Genomic DNA, 24,336 nt, shown 5'->3' on the forward strand with positions numbered 1-24,336 from the left:
TACCGCCGACAGTCGCGGTGTGACCTGGTTCACCCCTACGGGTCGCCCGAACCCGCGTAATGCTCGCCGTGCAGCGCCCTCTCCCCCTCGTGACGCGACCGCGTCCACGAGTGAAAGGGAGGACTTCACATGGCTGGGGCGAAGACGGCTGTCGAATGGCTGGCATCCGTCGCACCGGATCCCGAGGCATGCCGCCGGGAATGGGAGCGCAACCCCCTGGGGGTGGCGCTGCTGCCCGCGGGCAAGGCCTGGGACGTACTCATCCTGCCGGGCGAACTCGGCTATCCCACCCTCGACGTACTGACCCGGTTCCTCGATCAGCCGGGCCCCGTGCTCGTCGACTTCGGAGACAGCCGCATGGGCTTCTTCGTGGCGCCGGGCACGGCCGCCCGCTGGCTCGGCACCGGCATCCGCACGGCCGGGGCCGGCACCTGGATCGTCGTGCCGTACCCGGGCCGCTCGACCAGGGGCGTGCGCTGGCTGGTCCCGCCGGACGGCTCCGGCACCCTGACCGACCCGGCGCTCCTCGAACTGGCGATGCACGAGGCGGCGGCGGGACTCGCCGGGGGAGGGAACGGCTGACCGACCGGAACAGCCCGTTACCGTCCCCGGCCACCGACCTGGTCGGGGCCAGCGCGGTAACGCCGTAGATCCCTTCGCAGGTCCCTTTCACGTCGGCCGTCCGTGCGGCCGACGCGGACCTCCGCGGTCCCATCGGCCTGCCGTCCGTCCGGCATGCGGCCTGTTCAGCCGGGCAGTCCGTCAGTCCGTCGACGTGGCCTTCAACGCGAGCCACAGCTCCATCCGGACGTCCGGGTCGTCCAGCGAACGCCCGAGGATCTCCTCGACCCGCCGCATCCGGTAGCGCAGGGTGTGCCGGTGGACGCCCAGGTCGGCCGCCGCCGCGTCCCACTGCCCGTGCCGGGAGAGCCACGCCCGCAGGGAGGCCACCAGGTCGCCGCGGCCGGTCGCGTCGTGCTCGTGCAGGGCGCGCAGCAGGCCGTCCGCGAACGCCTTCACCGCGTCGTCCGCGAGGAGGGGCAGCACGGAGCCCGCCGCGAGCCGCTCGTGCTCCACGAGGACCCGGCCCCGGCGCCGCGCCACGGACAGCGCCTGCTCGGCCTGCTTGTACGCCGCTGCCGCCGCGATCGGCCCGGCCGGCGCCGACAGGCCGACGACCAGGTGGCTGTCGTTCGCCGCCTCGCCGTCCGCGCGCGTTCCCTCCAGCGACGTCGCGTACCGCGCGCCCGCCGCCACGGTCGCGCCCCCGTCCGTGGCCAGCACCACCAGCCGCGCGCCCTGGGGCACCACGAGCACGGCCTCCCCGGCCCGCGCGGCCGCCGACTCGACGACCTCGACGAGAGCGCCGAAGGGGTCACCGGCCGCGTCGGCCGGAGGCGAGGCTGATGCCGAGGCCGACTCGGCGACGATCACCCGGAACGGGGCGTCGAGCAGTTCGCCGTACAGGTCCCCGGCGACGGCGCGCGCGTGGTCCGGTTCGCCCGCCAGCAGCATGCGCAGCACCGCCGCGCCGATCCGCTGCTGCGCCTCCTGGAGGGAGCGGGAGCGTTCCGTGGCGAGGGTGAGCAGGGCGATCGCCGAGTGGACGGCGTACCGCTCGGCGGTGCCGAGCGCCGCCGCCGTGCCGACGGCGAGCGCGGCGCGGGGGCGGCGGCCGGTGCCCAGGGAGTGCAGTTCGACGCGGTCGTCATGGCGGTCGTCGGCCCCGGAGTGCTCGCTTCCGCCGCCGCCCCCGACGACCGCCGAGGCCGGGGCCGGCCGCTCCCGCAGCCGCTCCACGTCCGCAGTGAGCCGCGCGGCCCGCCGGCCCGCCCACTCCGGCGCGGCTCCCACGACGGCGCCCGAGGCGTCGTACAGCGCCGCCCACCCGTCGACCTGGGCGGCGAGCGCCCCGAGCAGCCCCTCGGGGCCGTCCGTCAGCGCCTGCTTCGTCAGCTCGCGCTGGGCCGCGAACCCGTCCGTCACCGCCCGGTACTGGTCGGCCGCGATCGCCGCCGACACCGCCTTGCTGATCGCGAGGAACGGCGTACGGCGCGGTACCTCCAGCAGCGGCAGGCCCTCCTCCTCGGCCGCGTCCACCAGCGCCTCCGGGATCTCCTCGTAGGTGACGCCGACGGCGAAGCCCAGCCCCACCACCCCCGCCTTGACCAGCCGCTTCACATAGCGCCGCATGGCCTCCGGGTCCTCCGCGTCCAGCTTCAGCGCGGTGATCAGCAGCAGCTCCCCGCCCTCCATGTACGGCACGGGGTCCGCGAGTTCGCTGACATGCGCCCAGCGCACCGGCACGTCCAGCCGGTCCCCGCCCGCCCGCACGGTCAGCTTCAGCGCGGAGTGGTGGAGCAGCGAGGCGAGCGTGGGAGGCATACGGCCTTCAGGTCTAAGAGTCGAGAAGAGAGGCGATCTGTGAGAGGCGATCTGCGGTGGTGATCTTTTGGCCGCCTCGTATGAACGGCCCGTGTCGATTCTGCCTCACTGGAGGAGAAGCCGGACGTGGCTTCAGCCCCGCAGATCCACCAGCAGCGGCGGCGCGTGTTCGCCCCGCACGCTCGTCAGGGACAGCACCGCGTGGCCGGGGGGCACCTCGTGCGCCAACCGGGACGCCGACCACCGCTCCCGTTCGACCTGGCGCACGGTCACCGCGTCCGTGGTCACCGCCTTGCCGGTCACCAGCTTGCGCAGGGCGTGGATGGCGCGGGTCATCGGCTGGTCGGCGAAGACGGTGTGCTTGGCGACCTCCGTGGTCTCCACCCACTCGGTGCCCCAGCTCTGCGCGAACCTGCTGCCGTCCCAGGTGGTGACGCCGGCGAACGCCATCCGGCAGCCGACGGCCCCGTACAGCGGCCCGTGCAGCGCCTCGGGGACGTCGCCGACCGTGCGCAGGGCGAGCACCACGCCCGCGTTCTGCGAGCGCAGCCGCTGGAGCCGGCGCACCGACCCGTCGGTGACCGTCCCCGTCGCGTCGTCCAGGACCAGACAGGCGAAGTGGCCGCGCCGCTCCCGTACGACGGTGTGGAACTGGGCGAGCACCAGCCGGGTGATCAGCCGGGCGGCCTCCTCGTGGCCCCGCTCGGGCAGGTCGATACGGACCCGCAGCGGGTGGTGGGCGACGGCGCGCAGCGAGAACGTCCGGTGCGCGTCGCCGCCACCGCCGAAGAACTCCGCGAACACCGGACGGCTGAGCAGCGCCAGCCGGTCGGCGAGGGCCCGGCCCGGGTCGCCCGGCGTCCCCGTCTGACGGACGCGCGCCTCCAGCTCGCGGCGCATCACCTCGTCACCGGCCACCGCCTCCCGCAGCGCGGCCAGCGCCGCCGGCTCGCCCTCCAGGAGTTCGCGCAGCTCGGGGAGGGTGGGGAAGCGGCCGTGCGCGGTCCGGTAGGGGCCGAGCAGTTGGGCGAGAGCGGTGGTGGCGCCCTGGCCGCTCACCGTGTCGAGGTCGCCGACCAGAGCCTCGGCGAGGATCGCGGCGGCCTCGTCCGGGTCGTCGGACTCTGCGTACGGGTCGAGGTCGTGCACGGACGACGGGTCGCCGATCCGGACGATCACGTCGAACGCGGAGTCGGCGCCCAGCGGGCCGCTGCCGGGCGACGACACCGCGACGACCGCGCACGCCCCGGTGAGCGCCTGCAGGGCCAGCGCCTCCGTCAGCGGTTCGAGCAGCGTCCGCGTCTTGCCCGAGCCGGACGGGCCGACGGCCAGCAGCGAGGTGCCCAGCACGTCCGGGCCGAGCGCGGCGCCCGCGTCGTGATAGGTCACCGGCGTGCGCTCGGCGGCCACCCAGCGGCCGATGCGCACCTGCCCGGCGAGCAGGTCGTGCCGGGCGGTGCGCCGGGGCAGGTCGCGGGCGCCGGACGGGTGGGTCCAGGCCGCCCCGCCCTGCCGCAGCACGGTGTCCCGGAAGTCGGGCAGCCCCGCCGTCCACGCCCGCCGCACCCGCGCGCAGTCCACGTCGTTCATCCGCCCGCCGGCCACCTCCCCGGTCAGCAGCTCGGCCGCCTCGTACTGCCCGGCGTCCCGCAGCTCGGGCCACTGGGCGAGGGGCCGCTCGGCGGCGGTGCCGGCGGCCGCCGCAGGGTTGCGACGGGCGGCGAGTCGTTCCTTCACGTACGGCCACCAGCCGCCGACCTTCGCGAACGGCCACACCACGAGCAGGGCCATGACCGCGTAGAGGGCGTTCACGAACAGGGGGGAGCGGAAGAGGTCGTAGCCGCCGGAGACCAGGGCGACGAGGGCGAAGACCGGTTGCTCGACCGGCAGCGGGTCCCAGCCGAGACCGAGGGCCTCGGGGAAGACGAAGCTCAGGGCGGCAAGCGCGCACAGCAGGGCGAGCGCGGCGCGGGCGGGCTGCGTCCGGCGGCCGACGAAGTGCCGTACGGTGTCCGGCCAACTGCCCAGCCGGCCCATGCCGCAGACGAGGACGGCGAAGAAGACGCCGTCGTAGAGGATGCGGGCCTCCTCGCCCTGCCAGCTCTTCGCGGAGGCGATCGTGCCGCCCCACCACCAGTCGCCCGGGGTGAACAGCCGCAGCAGCGTGAACTGGTACGGCACCGCGCCCTGCCGCCACAGCGACCACAGCACGAGCGCCACCACCAGCGGCACCAGCATGCCCACCACCGTCACCGGCGCCAGCCGCTCCGCCGGCCGGGCGCCCTTCGGCAGGCGGTAGCCGAAGCGCCAGATGCCGGGCTTCGCGGCGGGCCGCTCCTCGTTCAGCCACTCGGCGGCGGCGGAGGAGAAGGGTTTCGCGGCCGGGGCGTGCGCCGGCCGTGGCGGCACCTGTGCGGGCCCCGCCGGGCGCGGCACCGGATTCGCCTGCGTGCCCCGGACGTCCCGCGTCCCGTCGCTGTCCATCGCCCCTGCCCCCTGAGCAGCCGTTCCGTCCACCATCAGCGAGTCAATCTAACGCGCCCGCAAGGGGAGTTCACCGCTTACGCGGCCGGGCCCGCGACGAGCACCGGCCGGCCCGCACTGTCCACGGCGGACAACCGGCTTCGCCGACACCGCCCACATGGAGCATGCCCACCTTCCGTCCCCGGTCCTAGCCTGCGACAAAAGAGGTAAGAGTCCGCAAGGCCGTACACCCCCAGGAGCCCCTCATGACCGCCCTTCCGCAGGAGCGCCGCGTCGTCACCGCCATCCCCGGCCCGAAGTCGCAGGAACTGCAGGCCCGCCGTCTCGCCGCGGTCGCGGCCGGGGTGGGCTCGGTGCTCCCCGTCTTCACCACGCGCGCGGGCGGCGGCATCATCGAGGACGTCGACGGCAACCGCCTGATCGACTTCGGCTCCGGCATCGCGGTGACGTCCGTCGGCGCGTCCGCCGAGGCCGTCGTCCGCCGGGCCACCGCCCAGCTCGCCGACTTCACCCACACCTGCTTCATGGTCACGCCCTACGAGGGCTACGTCGAGGTCGCCGAGGCGCTCGCCGAACTCACCCCGGGCGACCACGCCAAGAAGTCCGCGCTGTTCAACAGCGGCGCCGAGGCCGTCGAGAACGCCGTCAAGATCGCCCGTTCGTACACCAAGCGCCAGGCGGTCGTCGTCTTCGACCACGGCTACCACGGCCGGACGAACCTCACGATGGCCCTGACGGCGAAGAACATGCCGTACAAGCACGGCTTCGGCCCGTTCGCCCCCGAGGTCTACCGCGTCCCGGTGGCATACGGCTACCGCTGGCTGACCGGCCCCGAGAACGCCGGCGCCGAGGCCTCCGCCCAGGCGATCGACATGATCAACAAGCAGATCGGCGCCGACAACGTGGCCGCGATCATCATCGAGCCGCTGCTCGGCGAGGGCGGCTTCATCGAGCCCGCCAAGGGCTTCCTTCCGGCCATCAGCAAGTTCGCGTCCGACAACGGCATCGTCTTCGTCGCCGACGAGATCCAGTCGGGCTTCTGCCGCACCGGCCAGTGGTTCGCCTGCGAGGACGAGGGCATCGTCCCGGACCTGATCACGACGGCCAAGGGCATCGCGGGCGGTCTGCCCCTCGCCGCGGTGACCGGCCGCGCCGAGATCATGGACGCCGCGCACGCGGGCGGCCTGGGCGGCACCTACGGCGGAAACCCGGTGGCCTGCGCGGGCGCGCTCGGCGCGATCGAGACGATGAAGGAGCTGGACCTCAACGCCCGGGCGAAGGCGATCGAGGCGACGATGAAGGCCCGGCTGACCGCCATGGCCGAGAAGTTCGACGTCATCGGCGATGTGCGCGGACGCGGCGCGATGATCGCCATCGAGCTGGTCAAGGACCGTACGACGAAGGAGCCGAACGCCGAGGCGACGGCCGCGCTCGCCAAGGCCTGCCACCAGGAAGGCCTGCTGGTCCTGACCTGCGGCACCTACGGCAACGTGCTGCGCTTCCTGCCGCCGCTGGTCATCGGCGAGGACCTCCTGAACGAGGGCCTCGACATCATCGAGCAGGCCTTCACCCGCATCTGAGCCGTGACGGCGGCTGTGTGAAGAAGGTGTGCGGGGTGGATGGGGGGACGGGATTCCACCTGTCGCCCCGCCTGCCACTGCCGTACGTTCTACCCAGATGAGAGATACACCCCGCCCGCAGGAAACCGCGGACGGAACCCAGGCCGGGGCCTCCCCAGCTTCGACCTGGTCGTGCCCTCGCGCACACAACCGGAGCTCCGGCTCCGGATCTCCACACCGATCGGACGGTCGCCCGCCCCAAACCCCCCGGGGCGGCCGACGTTTCCGGTCTGGACGGCCACCCCGGAACCACCCCCCCTGTTCCGGGGTGGCCGACCTCCTCCTCGGGCACAGCCCACGGAAACCAGACCTCGGACCCAGTCCGGGGTCTTTTTTCCACCCGGCATACAATACGATACGTCTCGTCTCGCTCCCCCTCGCCTGGTTCTCGGAGGACCCATGGAACGCTTCGTCGACGCCGCACCCGGCATCCGCCTCTGGGCTCAGGCCGAAGGCCCCGCCGACGCACCCCCACTCCTGCTGATCATGGGCGCACAGGCGTCCGGGCTCGGCTGGCCGGACGAGTTCGTGGACCTCCTGGCCGCCCGCCATCATGTGATCCGCTACGACCACCGCGACACCGGCCGCTCCACCTGGGCGTACGACGAGCACCCGTACCCGATCGCCGCGCTCGCCGAGGACGCGGTCAAGGTCCTGGACGCCTTCGGGGCCGACCGGGCGCACGTCGTCGGCATGTCGCTGGGCGGCATGCTCGCCCAACTCCTCCTCGCCGACCACCCCGAACGGCTGCGCACCGCCACCCTGATCGGCACCGGCGCCCTCAGCGACACCGCCTACCGGGCGCCGGACGGCACCGAAGTCCCCGCGTCCGACCTCCCCGGCCCCGCGCCCCAACTGCTGGAACTGTGGGCCCGACCGGCGCAGGACACCCCGGACCCGGAGGCGGACCCGGAAGCCGAACTGGACCGGCGGGTCGAGCACTGGCGGCTGCTCGGCGGCGACGGGATCCCCTTCGACGCCGAGTACACCCGCGCCCTCGAACGCCGGATCGTCGCGCACACCGGACACCACCGCACCAGCACCGCGCACGTACGCGCGGACACCTCGGGTCTGCTCCGCAGCGAGCGGCTCGCCCGCAACGACGTTCCGACGCTCGTCGTCCACGCCCCGGCCGAGCCCGTCTACCCGCCGCCGCACGCCCAGCACCTCGCCCAGGTGATCCGGAACGCCCGGTCGGTCGAGATCCCCGGCATGGGCCACGCCCTGCCGCGCCCGGTGCACGCCCCACTGGCCGCCGCGATCCTGGACCACACGGCCCAGGCCCCGAGCACCCGGACCCCGGTTCGCGGGGGCGGCCGCTGCTGACAAGCTGGGCCCATGTCGTCCCGCCCCGGCCGCCCCTTCCGCACGCTCCTCACCCTCCTGCTGGGCCTGCCCGCACTGCTCTTCGTGCTGATCACCTGGCAGGTCGCCGTCGACGGGCCGCTGCTGCGCCCGGACGAGCGCCTCAGCAGCGCCCTCGTCCACCCCGGCCGGGCCTGCGAACTGCTGGCCGACCTGGGCGATGTGCAGGTCGCGGTGCCCGCCCTGGTGCTGGTCGCGGGGTATACGGCCTGGCGGGGGAGGGCGGCGGGCGGGGCGCGGTGGTGGGTGCCGTCAGTCGCCGCGCTCGGACTGATGGCGCTGGTGCCGCTGATCGTCGTCCCCCTGAAGGAGTGGACCGACCGGCCCGGTACGCCCGCCGTGCCGCCGGCCACCGGCTACTACCCCTCCGGGCACACGGCCACGGCGGCCGTCGCCTACGGATCGGCGGTGCTGGTCCTGCTGCCGTGGCTGCGCACGGCGTACGCCCGCCGGGCGGCCGTCGCCACCGGCGCGCTCCTTGTCCTGGCCGTGTCGTTCGGGCTGGTCCGGCGGGGCTACCACTGGCCGCTGGACGTGGTGGCGAGCTGGTGTCTGTGCACAACGCTGCTGGGGGCACTGTGGCTCTTCCTCAACCGGAACCCGGAGCGGGAGCGGCTGCGGACGGCAGCGGGGCGACCGTGCCAAACCGGCGCACCCCCGCCACCCACCCGTACGACACGGACAAGCGACCCTTCGGCTTCCCGCCCCTACCGTGGAGCACGGAAAACTCAGGACACCCCCTAAGCGGAAGGGCCGGGACTCGCCAAATGACTTCCACCCATGCCTTCTGGCTCGCCGGCCGCCAGGTCACCGGCGAGGACAGCTTCGACGTCACGTCCCCGTGGGACGGCCGGCTCGTCGGCAAGGTCAGTGTGCCGACGGACGCGCAGGTCGAGGAGGCCGTGGCCGCCGCGTACGCCGTACGGGACGAGTTCGCCGCCACCCCCGCCCACGTCCGCGCCGCCGCTCTCGACCACGTGAGCCGTCGCCTCGTCGAGCGCACGGAGGAGATCGCGCAGCTCATCTCCGCCGAGAACGGCAAGCCGGTCAAGTGGGCGCGGGGCGAGGTCGGGCGCGCGGTCTCCGTGTTCCGGTTCGCCGCCGAGGAGGCCCGGCGGTTCAACGGCGGCGAGGCCCAGCGACTCGACACCGACCTCGGCGGTCAGGGCCGGCTCGCGCTCACCCGGCGCTTCCCCAAGGGTGTCGTCCTCGGCATCGCGCCCTTCAACTTCCCCCTCAACCTGTGCGCCCACAAGATCGCCCCGGCGATCGCGGCCGGTGCGCCGATCATCCTGAAGCCCGCCCCGGCGACCCCGCTCTCCGGCCTGGTCATCGGTGACCTGCTCGCCGAGACCGAGCTGCCCGCCGGCTCCTGGAGCATCCTGCCGGTCGCCAACGACCGCATGCCCGCCCTCGTCCAGGACGAGCGGCTGCCGGTCATCTCCTTCACGGGCTCCGAGAAGGTCGGCTACGCGATCATGGACTCGGTGCCGCGCAAGCACTGCACCCTGGAGCTGGGCGGCAACGGCGCGGCCGTCGTCCTCGGCGACTGGGCGAGCGACGCCGACCTCGACTGGGCCGCGACCCGCATCGCGACCTTCTCCAACTACCAGGGCGGCCAGTCCTGCATCTCCGTGCAGCGGGTCGTCGCGGACGCCACCGTGTACGACCGGCTGCTGCCGCGCATCGTCGCCGCCGTCGAGGCCCAGGTCACCGGAGACCCCGCCGACGGCGCGACCGACGTCGGGCCACTGGTCAGCGAGGACGCGGCCAAGCGCGTCGAGACGTGGGTGGACGAGGCCGTCGCGGCCGGCGCGGCCCTCCTCGCCGGAGGCAAGCGCGACGGCGCCTCCTACGCGCCGACCGTCCTCACCGACGTGCCGGCGGACACCAAGGTCGCCTGCGAGGAGGTCTTCGGGCCGGTCCTCACCGTGACGAAGGTGAACGGCGAGGCCGAGGCCTTCGCGGCCGTCAACTCCTCCAAGTACGGCCTCCAGGCAGGCGTGTTCACGCACGACGTCCAGGTCGCCTTCCGCGCCCACCGCGCGCTGGAGGTCGGCGGTGTCGTCGTCGGCGACGTCCCCTCCTACCGCGCCGACCAGATGCCGTACGGCGGCGCGAAGCAGTCGGGCGTGGGCCGCGAGGGCGTGAAGTTCGCGATGGACGACTACACGTACGAGCGGGTGCTGGTCCTGACCGGCCTCGCACTCTGATCGGGCTCGCGCTCTTCCTGGACCAACCCTCTAGCTAATGGGAACCGTTTTCATATAGGCTTTCTCGAAGAGGCCCGGCACCGATGCCTTCCGGTGCCGGGCTCCTTCATGCCGGCCGCCTCCAGCCCCTCAACCGGAGAAGCCGACGCGCGCGAGCCGCAGCGGTCCGCGCAGCCTGAGGCGCAGGTCGTGGACGCCGTCGGCGGCGAAGGGCGCGTCGAGGTCGACGTAGTCGTACGGCCCCGGGGTGGGCGTGGCGACGGTCAGCGTGGCCAGGGTCGGGCCGCCGCCGAGCGACAACTCGACCGTGCCCGATCCGGCCACGGTCACCCTCACGCCCATCGTGGCCGCGCCGAAGTCGCAGGCCCGGTAGACCAGTTCGCCCGTCCCGCCCGCCACCGGCGTCACCGAGTCGCCCGACACCTTCGTACGGTCGACGATCTCCGTGCCGCTCTGCTCGTCGAAGTCGGCGGCCCCCAGACCGCGCCGGCGGACCGGGCGCGGGGCCGACGGCTCGCCCTCCAGGGTGACGGTCGTCCGCAGCCGGACGTCCGTGCTGGACGCGCCGACCAGCAGGTCGTACGGGCCGGACTCCAGACGCCACCGGCCGTGCGCCACGTCCCAGAACGCGAAGGCGGACAGCGGGACCTCGAAGGACAGCTCCGCCCGCGCGCCGGGGGCGAGCCGCACCCGGCGGTGGTCGAGCAGCTCGCGGCGCGGCCGGGTGACCGACGGATCCACGGCGCGGGTGTAGAGCTGGGCGACCTCGTCGGCCGTCACGTCCCCGGTGTTGGTGACCGTGAAGGAGACGTGCGCCGCGTCGCCCTCGACGCGCACCGCAAGGTCGGCGTAGGAGAACGACGCGTACGACAGGCCGTGCCCGAACGGGAACAGCGGGGTGCCCTCGAAGTAGAGGTACGTCTGACGGGCGCCGATCACGTCGTAGTCGAGGAGGCCGGGCAGGTCGGCGTCGTCGGCGTACCAGGTCTGGGGGAGACGTCCGGCGGGGGAGACGTCACCGGCCAGGACGCGTGCGAGGGCGGTGCCCGCGGCCTGGCCGCCGTGCGCCGTCCACAGCGCGGCGGCCGGCGGACCCGGCTCGATCGCGTACGGGTACGCCGACACCAGCGCCAGCACCGTGTGCGGGTTCGCCGCCCGGGCCGCCGCGAGCAGCCGCTCCTGCTGGGACGGCAGCCGCAGCGTCGTACGGTCTTCGGTCTCCCGGCCGTTGAGGTGCGGGTCGTTGCCCGCCACGACCACGACCACGTCGGCCTCGGCGGCGACCCTGGCCACGGCGTCCTCACCGCGCTCGGTGACGACGACCTCGAAGACCTCGGGATTCTCGTTCTCCTCGTTCTCGGCGGCAACCCGCACGCCGTCGGCGGCGACACGGACATGGCGGCCCGTTCCCAAGTGCCGCAGGAGGTGACCGTGTTCACGGGGTTCGAGACGGAACGTCTCCTGGACGATCCAGCCGCCGGGCTGGTCGGCGGAGGCGCGCAGGAAGCCGTCCTCGGCGACGGAGAGATAGCGGCCGTCGGGCGCGCGCAGCGTCAGCACGTCCTCACCCCAGTCGACGAGCGCGAACTCCGTGCCGGCGACGTCGTCCGTGGTGAGCGGGGGAAGGTCCGTACGGCCGGCGAGCAGCGCCGGATCCAAGGCACCCTCCGTCCCACGCACCCCGCCCTCCTCCTCAGAGCCGGCGAGGACCTTCAGGAACGCTCCCGTGGAGGTCTTCACCACCACCCGGTCCACGCCCTCCGCGAACTCGACCCGCTCGGCGCCGAACCGCTCGTACAGCCCCTCCAGGGGAGTGGAGCGGTGGATCAGCGTGCCGCTGTACCAGTCGAGCTTGCACTCGTCGGCGAGCAGCCCGACCACCGCGATCCGGGTGTCCGCCGCCAGCGGCAGCACACCGTCGTTGCGCAGCAGCACGATCGCCTGCTCGGCGGCCTCCCCGGCGAGGGCGCGGTGCGCCGGGGTGTCGAACTCGCCGGTGCCCGCGTACGGGTCGTAGTGCGGGTCGAACTCGCCCAGCCGGAACCGGACCGAGAGCTGACGGCGCACCGCCGCGTCGACGTCGGCCTCGGTCAGCAGCCCCTGTTCCAGGGCGCCTTGGACCCGGGCGACGATCTTCGAGCCGTCGGTGCCGTGGTCGGTGAAGCTGTCCACGCCGGCGATCAGCGAGGCCGCCGTCGCCTCCTCGTGGGTGTCGAAGTAGTGCTCGGAGTCGGCCAGGTTGGAGGGCGCGCCCGCATCCGAGCAGACGAACAGATCCTCGTCCGTCCAGGTCCGCAGGTGCTCGCGCAGATACGGCGAGACGTGGTTGGGGCGGCCGTTGACCAGGTTGTACGCGGGCATCACCCCGGCCACCGCGCCCGCCTCGACCGCGCCGCGGAAGGCGCGCAGATCGTACTCGTGCAGCACGCGCGGGCGGACCGAGGACGAGGTGACGTCCCGGCCCGTCTCGTTGTTGTGGGCCAGCCAGTGCTTGAGGACCGGGGCCGTGCGCCAGTACGTCGGATGATCGCCGCGCAGCCCGTGCGTGTAGGCGGTGGCGATGGCGGAGGTCAGCCGGGGGTCCTCGGAGTAGCCCTCCTCGTTACGTCCCCACAGCGGGTGGCGCAGCAGGTTGACCGTGGGGGACCAGACGTTGAGGCCGACGCGTTCGTCGCGGGCGCGCATCGCCCGGACCTCCTTGGACACCGCCTCGCCGACCCGGCGCACGAGCTCGGTGTTCCAGGTCGCGCCCAGCCCCACGGCCTGCGGGAACACCGTGGCCGGACCCATCCAGGCGACGCCGTGCAGCGCCTCCTGGCCGGTGCGGAACGCGGCGATGCCGAGCCGCTCGACGGCGGGTGCGAACTGGTGGAGGAAGGAGACCTTCTCGTCCGGGGTCAGCCGCGACAGCAGATCGTCGATGCGCTTCGCGAAGGGCAGTTGCGGATCGCGGAAAGGCGGCGTGGGCGTCGTGTGTGCGGTCACTTGGAGATCCCTTTGCGGTGGAGCGAGAAGGTCCTTTCGAAGCGCTTCGATGCTCATTCGACACATGGGTGGGTGTCAAGAGGACTTCACCGCAATTTCAGGCAGTACATGCGAACACGTCACCCTCCATACCTCGGAGGAATCTTGGAAGCGGCCCTTGTGCACCCCAGGGCGTTCACTTAGCCTCGCAGCAACATCGAAGCGCTTCGACTGAAAAGGGACGACACCCGGCGCCGACACCGAGGGGGCTGCGCGTTGTGGTCGACTGCGGGCCCGTCGTGGCTGTTCGCGCAGTTCCCCGCGCCCCTGGGGGACGCAGTCCCGGGCCCGTCGAGGCACCGCTGTTCTCCGGCCGGCCCGGCGCGGCACCCCACCACGCCCGCGGTCGCCAGTACCCACCCACAAGCCGTAGCCGCAGGGCACCCGCCGAGCCCGGCAAACCCAGGCCCACGAACCCCACCGGGGAGTCCGTCTGATGCCGAACCGGAAACCGACCCCGAACCCTGCCCCGAACCTGGGCGATGCCACGCGCGGCCGCATCCTCTTCGGCGGCGACTACAACCCCGAGCAGTGGCCCGAGGAGACCTGGCACGAGGACGTCCGCCTCATGAAGGACGCCGGCGTCAACTCCGTCACGCTCGGCGTCTTCTCCTGGACGAAGCTCGAACCCGAGCCGGGCGCACGGGAGTTCGGCTGGCTGGACCGGCTGATGGACCTCATGCACGCGAACGGCATCGGCGTCGTCCTCGCCACCCCCACCTCCGCCCCGCCCCCGTGGCTGGGCCGACTGCACCCGGACACCCTGCCCCGCGACGAGAACGGCGACGTCGAGTGGTGGGGCGGCAGGCAGCACTTCTCGCACTCCAGCGCCACCTACCGCCGCTACGCCGCCGCCATCACCGAGGACCTGGCCGCCCGCTACGGCGGCCACCCCGCGCTCACGATGTGGCACATCAACAACGAGTACTGCACCGCCGACCACGGCGACGAGGCGGCTGCCGCCTTCCGCCGCTGGCTGCGCGCGAAGTACGGCACCCTCGACGCCCTCAACACCGCCTGGGGCACGGCGTTCTGGAGCCAGGGCTACGACAGTTGGGACGGCATCCTGCCCGCCCGCCGCCCCCACTACCTGAAGAACCCCACCCAGGTGCTCGACTTCCGGCGCTTCACCTCCGACGCGCTCCTGGAGTGCTACGTCGCCGAACGCGACATCGTCGCCCGGCACACCCCGCACATCCCGGTCACCACCAACTTCATGCCGCTCTTCATAGGCCAGGACGCCTGGCGCTGGGCCGAGGAGGAGGACGTCGTCTCCGTCGACCTCTACCCCGACCCACGCGACCCCCTCGGCACCCTCGGTTCCCAACACGGCGCTCTCGTCCAGGACTTGACCCGCTCCCAGGCCCGCGGCGGCCCCTGGATGCTGATGGAACAGGCGGCCGGCCCGGTCAACTGGCGCGGGGTGAACCACCCCAAGCCGCGCGGCCTCAACCGCCTCTGGTCCCTCCAGGCCGTGGCCCGCGGCGCGGACGCCGTCTGCTACTTCCAGTGGCGCCAGTCCCGGCAGGGAGCGGAGAAGTTCCACTCCGGGATGGTCGGCCACGCGGGCGAACAGGGCCGCAGCTACCAGGAGGTGAAGCGGCTGGGAGCCGAACTGGCTCGCATCAGCAGCGAGGTGACGAACAGTCACATCATCGCGGACATCGCGATCCTGCACGACTGGCACGCCTGGTGGGCCGGTGCCCAGGACGGCCGCCCCTCCACCCACGTCGACCACGCGGCCGTCCTGCACGCCTGGCACCGCGCCCTGTGGGAGGCCCGCCACACCACCGACTTCGCCCACCCCGAACACGACCTCACCGGCTACAAGCTGGTCGTCGTCCCGCAGTTGTACGCGATGACGGACGCGGCGATCGACAACCTCCTCGCCTACGTCCACGGCGGCGGCACCCTCGTGGCCGGCTTCCTGACCGGGGTTGCCGACGAGGACGACCGGGTCCGCCCCGGCGGCATGGACGCCCGGCTGCGCGACCTGTTCGGCATCCGCACCCTGCACGAATGGTGGCCGCTGGAGGCGGGGGAGAGCATCGAGACCGACGGCTTCCGCGCGACCCTGTGGTCGGAGGAGCTGGAAGCGGCCGAACCGGACGCGGTGGAAACCGTCTACAAAGGCGGCGAACTCGACGGACTGCCGGCCGTCCTGCGCAAGGACCGCGCCTGGTACGTCTCCACCCTCCCCGAGCCCGACGCCTTCCGCGCGCTGCTCGCCCGCATCGCCGCCGACGCGGGCGCCCGCCCCGTCCTCGAAGGCCTCCCGCCCGGCGTCGAGGCCGTACGCCGGGGCGACCTCCTCTTCCTGCTCCACCACGGCCGGGACCCGATCACCGTCCAACTCCCCGGAGCCCACCACGACTTGCTGACCGGGACGACCATCACCGACGAAGTCACCCTCGGCCGCTACGGCGTGGTGGTGTTGCGCGCATGACCAACGCCGCGTCACCCGCGCCCCCCGCACACCCCGTGCACGGAACCTTCGAGTACCAGCCCGCCGTCCGCTGGGAGGACGCCTTCCTCAGCGGCAACGGCCACCACGGCACCCTCACGTTCGGCGACCCGTACGACGACCGGGTCATCGTCACCCACCACACCCTGGTCCGCCCCAACGGCGCCGAACACGCCCGCCCGCCCGAGCTCGCGGCCGAACTCCCCGCCCTCCAGGACAAGTTGCTGGCCGGCGAGTGGGAGGCGGCCGAAGCCTTCACCGACCACCGGCCCCTGCAGTGGGTCCAGCCCTTCCACCCGGCCTTCCAGATCCGGCTGACCCGGGCACCCTCGGACGAGCCGCGCCGCTACCGCCACTACCGCCGCTCCGTCGACTTCGCCACCGGCGAGACCAGCGCCGCCTGCGTGGACGTCACCAGCCGGCTCTTCGTCTCGCGCGCCGACGACGTGATCGTCCAGCAGGTCACCGGCCTCGACCTGGACGTATCGCTCGACCACCGGCTCCCGGGCGCGCCCGCCGACCTCGCCGTCGGCCACGGCTCCGTCCGTACCCCGGACGGCGCCCTGCTCACCCTGCGCGCCCGCTACCCCGACAGCGACCGCGCCTACACGGGCGTGACCCTCGTCGTCGCCACCGGCGGCCGCACCCAGCTCATCCAGTCAGGTGTGCGGGTCACCGGCGCGGAGTCCGTACTGCTGCTCACCCGCGTGCGCCGCCACACCGGCGAACTCGACGTCACCGCGGAGCAGCGCGCCCTGGGCGGCGACCTGCCGCACTGCTACGACGACCTGCTCGACCGCCACCTCCCCCTGCACCGCGCCGCCTACGACCGCGTCACGCTCGACCTGCACGCCGACCCGGGCGAACGCGGCCTCCCCGGCTCCGAGCTGCTGGAACGCCCCCGCGGCACCGCCCTCCTGGAGCGCCTCTTCGCCGCCGGCCGCTACCACCTCCTGTCCTCCTCCGGCCTCAACCCGCCCCGCCTGCCCGGCCTGTGGACCGGCGACTGGGACACCGCCTGGGCCGGGGCCTTCACCCACGACGCCAACCTCAACCTCCAGACCGCCTCGGCCACCTCCGCCGCACTCCCCGAAGTGACCGACGCCCTGGCCTCCCTGATCCACCGTCAGTTCGACGACTGGCGGGAGAACGCCCGCGCGGTCTTCGGCGCCCGGGGCGCGGTCGCGTCCGCGCACAGCGACGGCGAGTCCGGGCTGACGTACCACTTCAGCCGCGAGTACCCGCTGCACCTGTGGACCGCCGGCGCCGACTGGCTGCTCAAACCCCTCGTCGACCACGACGAGACACGAGGCGCACGCGACCCGCGCACCGCCGCCGCCCTCGCCGAAGTAGCCCGTTTCTACGAGGACTTCCTCACCCGCACCGACCCGGGAGACCCCGACGACCCCGACGACCCGGACGACCCCGACGGCCGGCTCGTCGTCGTCCCCTCCTACTCGCCCGAGAACCGCCCGGCGGGCGCGAGCTGGGGCGCCCTCAACGCGGCGATGGACCTCTCGGCCGCCCGCCACGCCCTGCTCACAGCCGCCGCCTACCACCCGGACCACCCGGACCACCCCGACGATCCCGCACCGGCCGACCGCTGGCGCGCCCTCGCCGACCGCCTCCCGCCCCACCGGATCAACGCGGACGGCGCCCTCGCCGAATGGGCGTGGCCCGGCCTCGACGACACCTACGACCACCGCCACCTCAGTCACCTCTACGGCGTCTGGCCCCTCGACGAGATCAACCCCTACGACACCCCGCGCCTCGCGGCCGCCGCCCACCGCGCCCTCGAACTGCGCGGCGCCGAGAACGACTCCGCGCACGGCCACCTCCACCACGCGCTGATCGCGGCCCGCCTGCGCGACGGCCACCGGGTCGCCCACGCCCTCGGCGCAGTCCTGGACGGCGACTTCTTCCACGCCTCCCTGATGAGCGCCCACTACCCCCGCCGCGACGTCTACAACGCCGACGCCGCCCACACCCTGCCCGCCGTGCTGATCGAGGCGCTCGTCCAGTCGACCCCCCACCGGCTGGTCCTGCTCCCCGCGCTCCCGTCCGCCCTCCCCACGGGCGAACTCCGGGGCGTACGCACCCGGTTCGGCGCCGAACTCGACCTCGCCTGGGGCCCCGACGGCGTCCGCGCCGTCCTGAAGCCGCACCGCAGCCACCGCATCGAAGTCCGGACTTCCCCCGGCGACGGAGACGGCGACAGCGACGCACAGTCGCTCGACCTCGTCGCCGGAGAAGACCACGTCCTCACCCTGGGGACGTGGTAACTCCCCCCGAAACAAAGCACAGTTCCCCCCACCCATGGAAGGACCCCCACACCCATGGCAACACGCACCCCCACCCCCACCCCCACCGTCACCCCCACCCTCGGCAGGATCGCCAAGGTCCTGCTCGCCCCCACCCTCGCCCTCGGCGCCACCGTCGGCCTCGCCGCGGCCCCCGCCCAGGCCGCCGTCTGGAACTCCTGCGACCAGTGGGGCAACACCAGCCTGAACGGCTACACGCTGTACAACAACATCTGGGGCTCCGGTGCCGGCAGCCAGTGCACCTGGGCCAACTCCGGTACCAACTGGGGGGTCTGGGCCAACCACCCGGGCACCGGCGGCATCAAGTCGTACCCCAACTCCAAGAAGGTGATCAACAAGACGATCACCTCGCTCGGTTCGCTGTCCAGCAGCTACAACGTCACGGTCCCGTCGTCCGGCGCCTACAACACGTCGTACGACATCTGGGACACGGACTACGACTACGAGATCATGCTCTGGGTGAACTACAACGGCGCAGTCGGCCCCCTCGGCACCTCCCAGGGAACCGTCACCCTCGGCGGCCACACGTGGACCGTCTACAAGGGGAACAACGGCGCGAACGAGGTGTTCTCGTTCCTGCGCACGTCCGACTCGTCGTCCGGCACCGTCGCCATCCTGCCGATCCTCAAGTGGATCAAGGACACGAAGGGCTGGTTCGGCAACGAGACCATCGGCGACGTGCAGTTCGGATACGAGATCACCTCGTCCTCGGGCGGGCTGGACTTCGTGACCAACAACCTCACCGTCAGCAGCAGTTGACTCGGGGCCGAGGCCGGCCGGCGTTCCTACGCCCGGTCGACCTCGGCCCGCAGCGCGTTGTAGTCGGCGAACGCCGAGTCGACGTCGGCGCGGGTCAGGCCGTACCGGGCCAGGTCGTAGCTGTGCGGCCGGGTGCCCTTGGGGCGGGCGGCGACCTGCGGGAGCCGCGCCGCGTCGGCGTCGGTCCAGCGGGCGCCGATGGCGTCGTAGAGCTTCGGGGCGCCGGTGGCCGGGTCGGAGCCTAGCCAGGAGTACGGGACGTCCACGAGCGCCTCGCGGGGCACGGCGGCCCGGGCCGCGAGGCCGCGCCGCACGGAGCGGCTCAGCAGGTCCAGCCAGGTGGCCCCGAGGCCGGGCAGGTCGACGGGGCGCAGGGTGATGGCCATCCCGTGCTCGATCAGGCTGCAGAAGGACGCCACGACGGCGGCCGGGTCGCGGTGCGTCCACACGAGCGTGGCGTCGGGGAAGACCTTGAGCAGCGCGTCGAGGTTCTCGGTGTGCAGCGGGGACTTCAGCACCCAGCGGCGGCGCGGCCGGCCGTACTGGAGCACCTGGTACATCTGCCTGAGGTACGCGTAGTCGGGGACGAAGTCCCGCTCGTCCAGCGCGGCCCGGTACGCGGGGACACGGGCCTGGGACAGCGGCATGATGGTGTGCGGGAGGGCGAAGGTGCACTCCTCGGGGCCCTCGGCGGTCATCGGGTGGATGTCGCGGTAGCGCGGCGAGAACAGGTTGATGCCGCCGACCAGCATGCGCGCGGCGGTGACCGCCTTCTTGCGCTGCTCGGGCGTGCCGTCCAGATCCGGTGTCAGCAACTCCCACAAGCGGGGACATCGGTGCTGCTCCGAGAGGGACAGCACGCCGTGGGTGAGGGTGGTCGCGGTGCGCGGCAGCCCCACCACGAACACCGGCCGCTCGATGGGCTCCTGGGCGATCCCGGGGTGCTCGGCGATCAGCCGCCGGACCCGGGCGCGGTTGGCGAGATGCCTGCGGACATGGCCCTGCGCGGACCACCAGCCGACCGGCGTGAGGTTCTCGTCCCGGGCCCAGTGGCGCAGCAGCAGCCGGAAGTCGTCGACGAACCTCCCGTCCCCGTCCCCGTCTGCGTCCGCAGCTCCGGCCTCCGCGAGGAGACGGTCGAAGACGCGGTCGGGGGTGTGCCGGGAGCGGTGGCCCGGCCGGAGCAGCACGTTGGCCAGGGTGAGGGCGAGCGGGGGTGAGGACATGGGCGGAACACCCTTCGCGAGGGGCGGGCAGTGGACGGGTGGTCCTTACCCAGCCAACTGCCGTTCCGCTCACGGGAGTTCACATGAAACCCAGCCGTTACGCCCGAGCCGTCACACCCCAGGCGTTACGCCCGAGCCGTCACACCCCAGGCGTTACGCCCGAGCCGTCACACCCCAGGCGTTACGCCCGAGCCGTCACACCCCGGCCGTCACGCCCGAGCCACTACTTCCCTGCCTGACCGCTTCCCGGCGCGGCGGGCGCCGGTCCCGTGCTCGCCCGGACCGTCAACTCGGGTGCGATCAGCACGACTTCGTCGCTGCCACGCCCCTCCAGCTTGGCGACGAGGCGGTCCACCGCGTGCCGGCCCATCTCCTGGGCGGGAATGGCGACAGACGTCAGCCGTACCGAGGCCTGGACGGCGACCTGGTCGGGGCAGATCGCCACCACCGACACGTCTTCCGGCACGGCCCGGCCCTGCTGCCGCAGCAGCGCGAGCAGCGGCTCCACCGCCGCCTCGTTCTGCACGACGAACCCGGTGGTGCCCGGCCGCTCGTCGAGGATCCGGGCCAGCGTCACGGCCATCGCGTCGTACCCGCCCTCGCACGGACGGTGCAGCATGCTGAGGCCCAACTCCCCGGCCCGGTACCGGAGTCCGTCGAGCGTGCGCTCGGCGAAGCCGGTGTGCCGTTCGTAGACCGCCGACGCCTCGCCGATGACCGCTATGTCGCGGTGCCCCAGCGCCGCCAGGTGCTCCACGCACAGCGCGCCGGTCGCCGCGAAGTCGAGGTCGACACAGGTCAGCCCGGAGGTGTCGGCGGGCAGCCCGATCAGCACCGACGGCTGATGGGTGGAGCGCAGCAGCGGCAGCCGCTCGTCGTCCAGTTCGACGTCCATCACGATCATCGCGTCGGCGAGCCCGCTGCCGGTGACACGCCGGACGGCGTCGGAACCCTCCTCGCCGGTGAGCAGCAGGACGTCGTACCCGTGCGTGCGCGCCGTGGTGGCGACCGCGATGGCGATCTCCATCATCACCGGCACGTACATGTCGGTGCGCAGCGGGATCATCAGCGCGATGATGTTCGACTTGCTGCTGGCCAGGGCGCGGGCGCCCGCGTTCGGGTGGTAGCCCAGGTCCCGGATGCTCTGCTCGACCCGCTGCCGGGTGGACGTGGAGATGGACCGCTTGCCACTGAGGACATAGCTCACCGTGCTCGCCGAGACTCCGGCGTGCTGGGCGACCTCGGCAAGGGTGACCATCCAGCTCTCCAAGTTTTTGTGAAGCGCTTCGACAGTGCGCGAGGCGAACGGGGGCGGGTGAGGTGGTTCGACAGTAGTCCCAGCGGGGATGGGTGTCCATAGGTTGTCGAAGCGCTTCGACAGCGGTCGGGCAGCCAGTTGTGGGGGATTGGTGGAGAAGGTTACGGCAACTTTTTCCGGCCCGGCGGCCACTGGAGTCACGTAAACACCGTTCGCCCCCGGAAGGACCCCCATGCAACACCGTCGACCCCGCCTGTCGAAGAAGGCCAGGACGCTGACCGCCGCCGCGGTCGCCCTCGCGGCAGCCGCAGGCGTCACCGTCGCCCAGGCGGGCGAACCGGGCGGGCCGGGCGAGCCGGAGAAGAAGTGCGCGGCCTTCGACACGGTCACGCTCGGCAAGTACTACGTCAACAACAACCTCTGGGGTCAGGACAAGGGCACCGGCAGCCAGTGCGTCTGGGGCGCCTCCCGGCCGGGGTCGACGATCTCCTGGGGCACCGGCTACACCTGGGCCGACAGCGCCCAGGGCACCGACGCGGACGTGAAGTCGTACGCCTCCACCGTGCTCGGCTGGCACTGGGGCTGGAAGATCGACAAGGCGAAGTCGGGCCTGCCGGTCAAGGTCGGCGACCACAGGAAGGTGACCGCGAGCTGGGACTTCTCGCTCCCCTCCCACCCCGGCACCCTGAACGTCGCCTACGACCTGTGGCTGCACGCCAAGAGCACCGCGGACTGGCAGGACCAGCCCACCGACGAGATCATGATCTGGCTCAACCGGCAGGGCGGCGCGGGCCCGCTGGGCACCAAGTACGGCAGCGTCAGCCTCAACGGCGCGATGTGGGACATCTACCAGGGCGACGTCGGCTGGAAGGTGTACTCCTTCGTCCGCCGCGCCAACACCACCAAGGCCACGCTCAACCTGGACGACTTCACCCAGGCACTCGTTCGGCGCAAACTGCTCAGCGACGACAAGTACGTCTCCGGCATCGAGTCCGGCACCGAGGTCTTCAAGGGAACCGGCCGCCTGGACACCAGGTCGTACTCCGTCACCATCGGCTGAACCGGCCGAACCGGCCCGCGAGGGGTGGCGGGGGCACCCCGGATCGGGTACCAACGATCGGGTAGCACCCATCGGTAACCAAATGTGGTCCGAGATCCCGATTCGCGGCGAGGTGAGCCTCATGTCCGCACCACCCCTCAAGAAACCCACCGTCACCGAACGCGAGGCCCGCCAGGTGGCGGAGGCCGCCCGGGAGCAGGACTGGCGCAAGCCCAGCTTCGCCAAGGAACTGTTCCTGGGCCGCTTCCGCCTCGACCTCATCCACCCCCACCCGCTCCCCTCCGACGAGGCCGTCCGGCGCGGCGAGCAGTTCCTGGCCAAACTCCGCGACTTCTGCGAGACGAAGGTGGACGCGGCCCGCATCGAGCGCGAGGCCCGCATCCCCGACGAGGTGATCAACGGGCTCAAGGAGCTCGGCGCCCTCGGCATGAAGATCGACCCCAAGTACGGCGGCCTCGGCCTCACCCAGGTGTACTACAACAAGGCGCTGGCCCTGGTCGGCTCGGCCAGCCCGGCGATCGGAGTGCTGCTGTCGGCGCACCAGTCGATCGGCGTACCGCAGCCGCTGAAGATGTTCGGCACCGACGAGCAGAAGCAGCGGTTCCTGCCGCGCTGCGCCACCACCGCCATCAGCGCCTTCCTCCTCACCGAGCCCGACGTCGGCTCCGACCCGGCCCGCCTCGCGACGAGCGCGGTGCCGGACGGGGACGACTACGTCCTCGACGGGGTCAAGCTGTGGACGACCAACGGCGTGGTCGCCGACCTGCTGGTGGTCATGGCCCGGGTTCCGAAGAGCGAGGGCCACAAGGGCGGCATCACCGCGTTCGTCGTGGAGACGGACTCGCCCGGCATCACCGTCGAGAACCGCAACGCCTTCATGGGCCTGCGCGGCATCGAGAACGGCGTCACCCGCCTCCACCAGGTGCGGGTCCCGGCCGCGCACCGCATCGGCCCCGAGGGCGCCGGCCTGAAGATCGCCCTCACCACCCTCAACACCGGCCGGCTCTCACTGCCCGCGTCCTGCGTGGCCGCCGGCAAGTGGAGCCTGAAGATCGCCCGCGAGTGGTCGGCGGCCCGTGAGCAGTGGGGCAAGCCGATCGCCCACCACGAGGCGGTCGGCGCGAAGATCAGCTTCATCGCGGCGACGACCTTCGCCCTGGAGGCGGTGCTCGACCTCTCCTCGCAGATGGCCGACGAGGACCGCAACGACATCCGCATCGAGGGCGCGCTGGCCAAGCTCATCGCCTCCGAGATGGGCTGGCGCATGGCCGACGAACTCGTCCAGATCCGCGGCGGCCGGGGCTTCGAGACGGCGGAGTCGCTCGCGGCGCGGGGCGAGAAGGCCGTCCCCGCCGAACAGCTCCTGCGCGATCTGCGGATCAACCGCATCTTCGAGGGCTCGACGGAGATCATGCACCTCCTGATCGCCCGCGAGGCCGTCGACGCCCACCTCACGGTCGCCGGCGACCTCATCGACCCCGACAAGTCCCTCCAGGACAAGGCGAAGGCGGGCGCGAACGCCGGCGTCTTCTACGCCAAGTGGCTCCCGAAACTGGTCGCGGGACCAGGCCAACTGCCCTCCTCGTACAGCGAGTTCAAACAGGGCGGCGTCGACCTCTCGCCGCACCTGCGCTACGTCGAACGGCACGCCCGCAAACTCGCCCGCTCCACCTTCTACGCCATGTCCCGCTGGCAGGGCCGGATGGAGACCAAGCAGGGCTTCCTCGGCCGGATCGTCGACATCGGCGCCGAACTGTTCGCGATGAGCGCCGCCTGCGTCCGCGCGGAACTGCTGCGCTCGCGCGGCGAGCACGGCCGCGAGGCCTACCAGCTCGCCGACACGTTCTGCCACCAGTCCCGCATCCGCGTCGACGAGCTCTTCACCCGCCTCTGGAGCAACACCGACGACCTGGACCGCAAGGTCGTCAAGGGCGTCATGGCCGGCAGCTACGAGTGGCTGGAACAGGGCATCGTCGACCCGTCCGGCGACGGCCCCTGGATCGCCGACGCCACACCGGGCCCGAGCGAGAAGGAGAACCTCCACCGCCCGATCAGGTGAGACACCGCACATGCGCCCGAAGGGTGCCCCGTACTCCGAGCCCCTCGTGAGGGGGACGAGGAGGGGGCACCCTGTCCGGCCGCCCGGCCGGTGCGGCAA

General features: G+C 72.4%; 15 protein-coding genes and 1 pseudogene. 11 read left to right on the forward strand and 5 right to left on the reverse strand.

What is annotated here, in order from left to right:
- Positions 1-129: 129 nt before the first annotated feature.
- Positions 130-582: a hypothetical protein gene (locus tag OG352_RS31140; RefSeq protein WP_329221510.1), complete on the forward strand. Its 453-nt coding sequence runs from the start codon at positions 130-132 to the stop codon at positions 580-582.
- A 180-nt stretch (positions 583-762) separates the two neighbouring features.
- On the opposite strand, the gene OG352_RS31145 is transcribed toward OG352_RS31140, so the two are convergent.
- The gene (locus OG352_RS31145) at positions 763-2,385 is read right to left on the reverse strand and encodes a PucR family transcriptional regulator (protein ID WP_329221511.1); all 1,623 of its coding nucleotides are present in this window, start codon (positions 2,383-2,385) and stop codon (positions 763-765) included.
- Positions 2,386-2,517: 132 nt separating this feature from the next.
- Entirely contained in the window at positions 2,518-4,869 is a 2,352-nt protein-coding gene (locus tag OG352_RS31150) for an ATP/GTP-binding protein (RefSeq protein WP_329221512.1), read from the reverse strand.
- A 245-nt stretch (positions 4,870-5,114) separates the two neighbouring features.
- Between OG352_RS31150 and gabT the strand changes: the two genes are divergently transcribed.
- The 5 genes and pseudogenes from gabT (at position 5,115) to OG352_RS31175 (ending at position 10,066) form a co-directional block, all read left to right on the forward strand.
- A complete protein-coding gene (gabT, locus tag OG352_RS31155; protein ID WP_329221514.1) occupies positions 5,115-6,449 on the forward strand; it encodes a 4-aminobutyrate--2-oxoglutarate transaminase in 1,335 nt (444 codons plus the stop codon).
- A 97-nt stretch (positions 6,450-6,546) separates the two neighbouring features.
- Positions 6,547-6,763 (forward strand): annotated as a pseudogene (locus OG352_RS31160) (phosphatase PAP2 family protein); the annotation flags it as partial.
- 124 nt (positions 6,764-6,887) lie between these two features.
- Positions 6,888-7,814, forward strand: a complete 927-nt coding sequence (locus tag OG352_RS31165; RefSeq protein WP_329221516.1) for an alpha/beta hydrolase — start codon at positions 6,888-6,890, stop codon at positions 7,812-7,814.
- Between the two features lie 12 nt (positions 7,815-7,826).
- Entirely contained in the window at positions 7,827-8,597 is a 771-nt protein-coding gene (locus tag OG352_RS31170) for a phosphatase PAP2 family protein (protein ID WP_329221518.1), read from the forward strand.
- A 23-nt stretch (positions 8,598-8,620) separates the two neighbouring features.
- Complete coding sequence (locus OG352_RS31175; RefSeq protein ID WP_329224030.1) at positions 8,621-10,066, forward strand: aldehyde dehydrogenase family protein; 1,446 nt, start codon at positions 8,621-8,623, stop codon at positions 10,064-10,066.
- Between the two features lie 129 nt (positions 10,067-10,195).
- Here OG352_RS31175 and OG352_RS31180 read toward each other — a convergent pair whose 3' ends face one another.
- Positions 10,196-13,051: a glycoside hydrolase family 3 C-terminal domain-containing protein gene (locus OG352_RS31180; protein WP_329221519.1), complete on the reverse strand. Its 2,856-nt coding sequence runs from the start codon at positions 13,049-13,051 to the stop codon at positions 10,196-10,198.
- A gap of 475 nt (positions 13,052-13,526) precedes the next feature.
- Here OG352_RS31180 and OG352_RS31185 point away from each other — a divergent pair, with 475 nt between their 5' ends.
- The 3 genes from OG352_RS31185 to OG352_RS31195 are packed head-to-tail and all read left to right on the forward strand — an operon-like array spanning position 13,527 to position 18,634.
- A complete protein-coding gene (locus OG352_RS31185; protein ID WP_329221520.1) occupies positions 13,527-15,536 on the forward strand; it encodes a beta-galactosidase in 2,010 nt (669 codons plus the stop codon).
- Positions 15,533-17,836, forward strand: coding sequence for a glycosyl hydrolase family 95 catalytic domain-containing protein (locus OG352_RS31190; protein WP_329221521.1), 2,304 nt, complete (start codon positions 15,533-15,535; stop codon positions 17,834-17,836). The genes OG352_RS31185 and OG352_RS31190 overlap by 4 nt, the downstream gene beginning before the upstream one ends.
- A 54-nt stretch (positions 17,837-17,890) precedes the next feature.
- Entirely contained in the window at positions 17,891-18,634 is a 744-nt protein-coding gene (locus OG352_RS31195) for a glycoside hydrolase family 12 protein (RefSeq protein ID WP_329221522.1), read from the forward strand.
- Between the two features lie 26 nt (positions 18,635-18,660).
- Here OG352_RS31195 and OG352_RS31200 read toward each other — a convergent pair whose 3' ends face one another.
- Together OG352_RS31200 and OG352_RS31205 are read right to left on the reverse strand one after the other, a co-directional pair.
- A complete protein-coding gene (locus tag OG352_RS31200; RefSeq protein WP_329221524.1) occupies positions 18,661-19,860 on the reverse strand; it encodes a sulfotransferase family protein in 1,200 nt (399 codons plus the stop codon).
- 223 nt (positions 19,861-20,083) lie between these two features.
- The gene (locus tag OG352_RS31205) at positions 20,084-21,118 is read right to left on the reverse strand and encodes a LacI family DNA-binding transcriptional regulator (RefSeq protein WP_329221525.1); all 1,035 of its coding nucleotides are present in this window, start codon (positions 21,116-21,118) and stop codon (positions 20,084-20,086) included.
- A 232-nt stretch (positions 21,119-21,350) separates the two neighbouring features.
- On the opposite strand from OG352_RS31205, the gene OG352_RS31210 reads away from it, so the two are divergent.
- Positions 21,351-22,178: a GH12 family glycosyl hydrolase domain-containing protein gene (locus tag OG352_RS31210; protein ID WP_329221526.1), complete on the forward strand. Its 828-nt coding sequence runs from the start codon at positions 21,351-21,353 to the stop codon at positions 22,176-22,178.
- Between the two features lie 121 nt (positions 22,179-22,299).
- Positions 22,300-24,237, forward strand: coding sequence for an acyl-CoA dehydrogenase family protein (locus tag OG352_RS31215; protein WP_329221527.1), 1,938 nt, complete (start codon positions 22,300-22,302; stop codon positions 24,235-24,237).
- Positions 24,238-24,336: the final 99 nt, after the last annotated feature.

The organism is Streptomyces sp. NBC_01485, assembly GCF_036227125.1.
Lineage (GTDB): Bacteria > Actinomycetota > Actinomycetes > Streptomycetales > Streptomycetaceae > Streptomyces.

What these genes read in the sequence shown, in the direction of transcription:
- OG352_RS31140 (WP_329221510.1), top strand. Translation starts at nt 130, where the DNA reads ATGGCTGGGGCGAAGACGGCTGTCGAATGGCTGGCATCCGTCGCACCG.
- OG352_RS31145 (WP_329221511.1), bottom strand. Translation starts at nt 2,385, where the DNA reads ATGCCTCCCACGCTCGCCTCGCTGCTCCACCACTCCGCGCTGAAGCTG.
- OG352_RS31150 (WP_329221512.1), bottom strand. Translation starts at nt 4,869, where the DNA reads ATGGACAGCGACGGGACGCGGGACGTCCGGGGCACGCAGGCGAATCCG.
- gabT (WP_329221514.1), top strand. Translation starts at nt 5,115, where the DNA reads ATGACCGCCCTTCCGCAGGAGCGCCGCGTCGTCACCGCCATCCCCGGC.
- OG352_RS31165 (WP_329221516.1), top strand. Translation starts at nt 6,888, where the DNA reads ATGGAACGCTTCGTCGACGCCGCACCCGGCATCCGCCTCTGGGCTCAG.
- OG352_RS31170 (WP_329221518.1), top strand. Translation starts at nt 7,827, where the DNA reads ATGTCGTCCCGCCCCGGCCGCCCCTTCCGCACGCTCCTCACCCTCCTG.
- OG352_RS31175 (WP_329224030.1), top strand. Translation starts at nt 8,621, where the DNA reads ATGACTTCCACCCATGCCTTCTGGCTCGCCGGCCGCCAGGTCACCGGC.
- OG352_RS31185 (WP_329221520.1), top strand. Translation starts at nt 13,527, where the DNA reads ATGCCGAACCGGAAACCGACCCCGAACCCTGCCCCGAACCTGGGCGAT.
- OG352_RS31190 (WP_329221521.1), top strand. Translation starts at nt 15,533, where the DNA reads ATGACCAACGCCGCGTCACCCGCGCCCCCCGCACACCCCGTGCACGGA.
- OG352_RS31195 (WP_329221522.1), top strand. Translation starts at nt 17,891, where the DNA reads ATGGCAACACGCACCCCCACCCCCACCCCCACCGTCACCCCCACCCTC.
- OG352_RS31200 (WP_329221524.1), bottom strand. Translation starts at nt 19,860, where the DNA reads ATGTCCTCACCCCCGCTCGCCCTCACCCTGGCCAACGTGCTGCTCCGG.
- OG352_RS31205 (WP_329221525.1), bottom strand. Translation starts at nt 21,118, where the DNA reads ATGGTCACCCTTGCCGAGGTCGCCCAGCACGCCGGAGTCTCGGCGAGC.
- OG352_RS31210 (WP_329221526.1), top strand. Translation starts at nt 21,351, where the DNA reads ATGCAACACCGTCGACCCCGCCTGTCGAAGAAGGCCAGGACGCTGACC.
- OG352_RS31215 (WP_329221527.1), top strand. Translation starts at nt 22,300, where the DNA reads ATGTCCGCACCACCCCTCAAGAAACCCACCGTCACCGAACGCGAGGCC.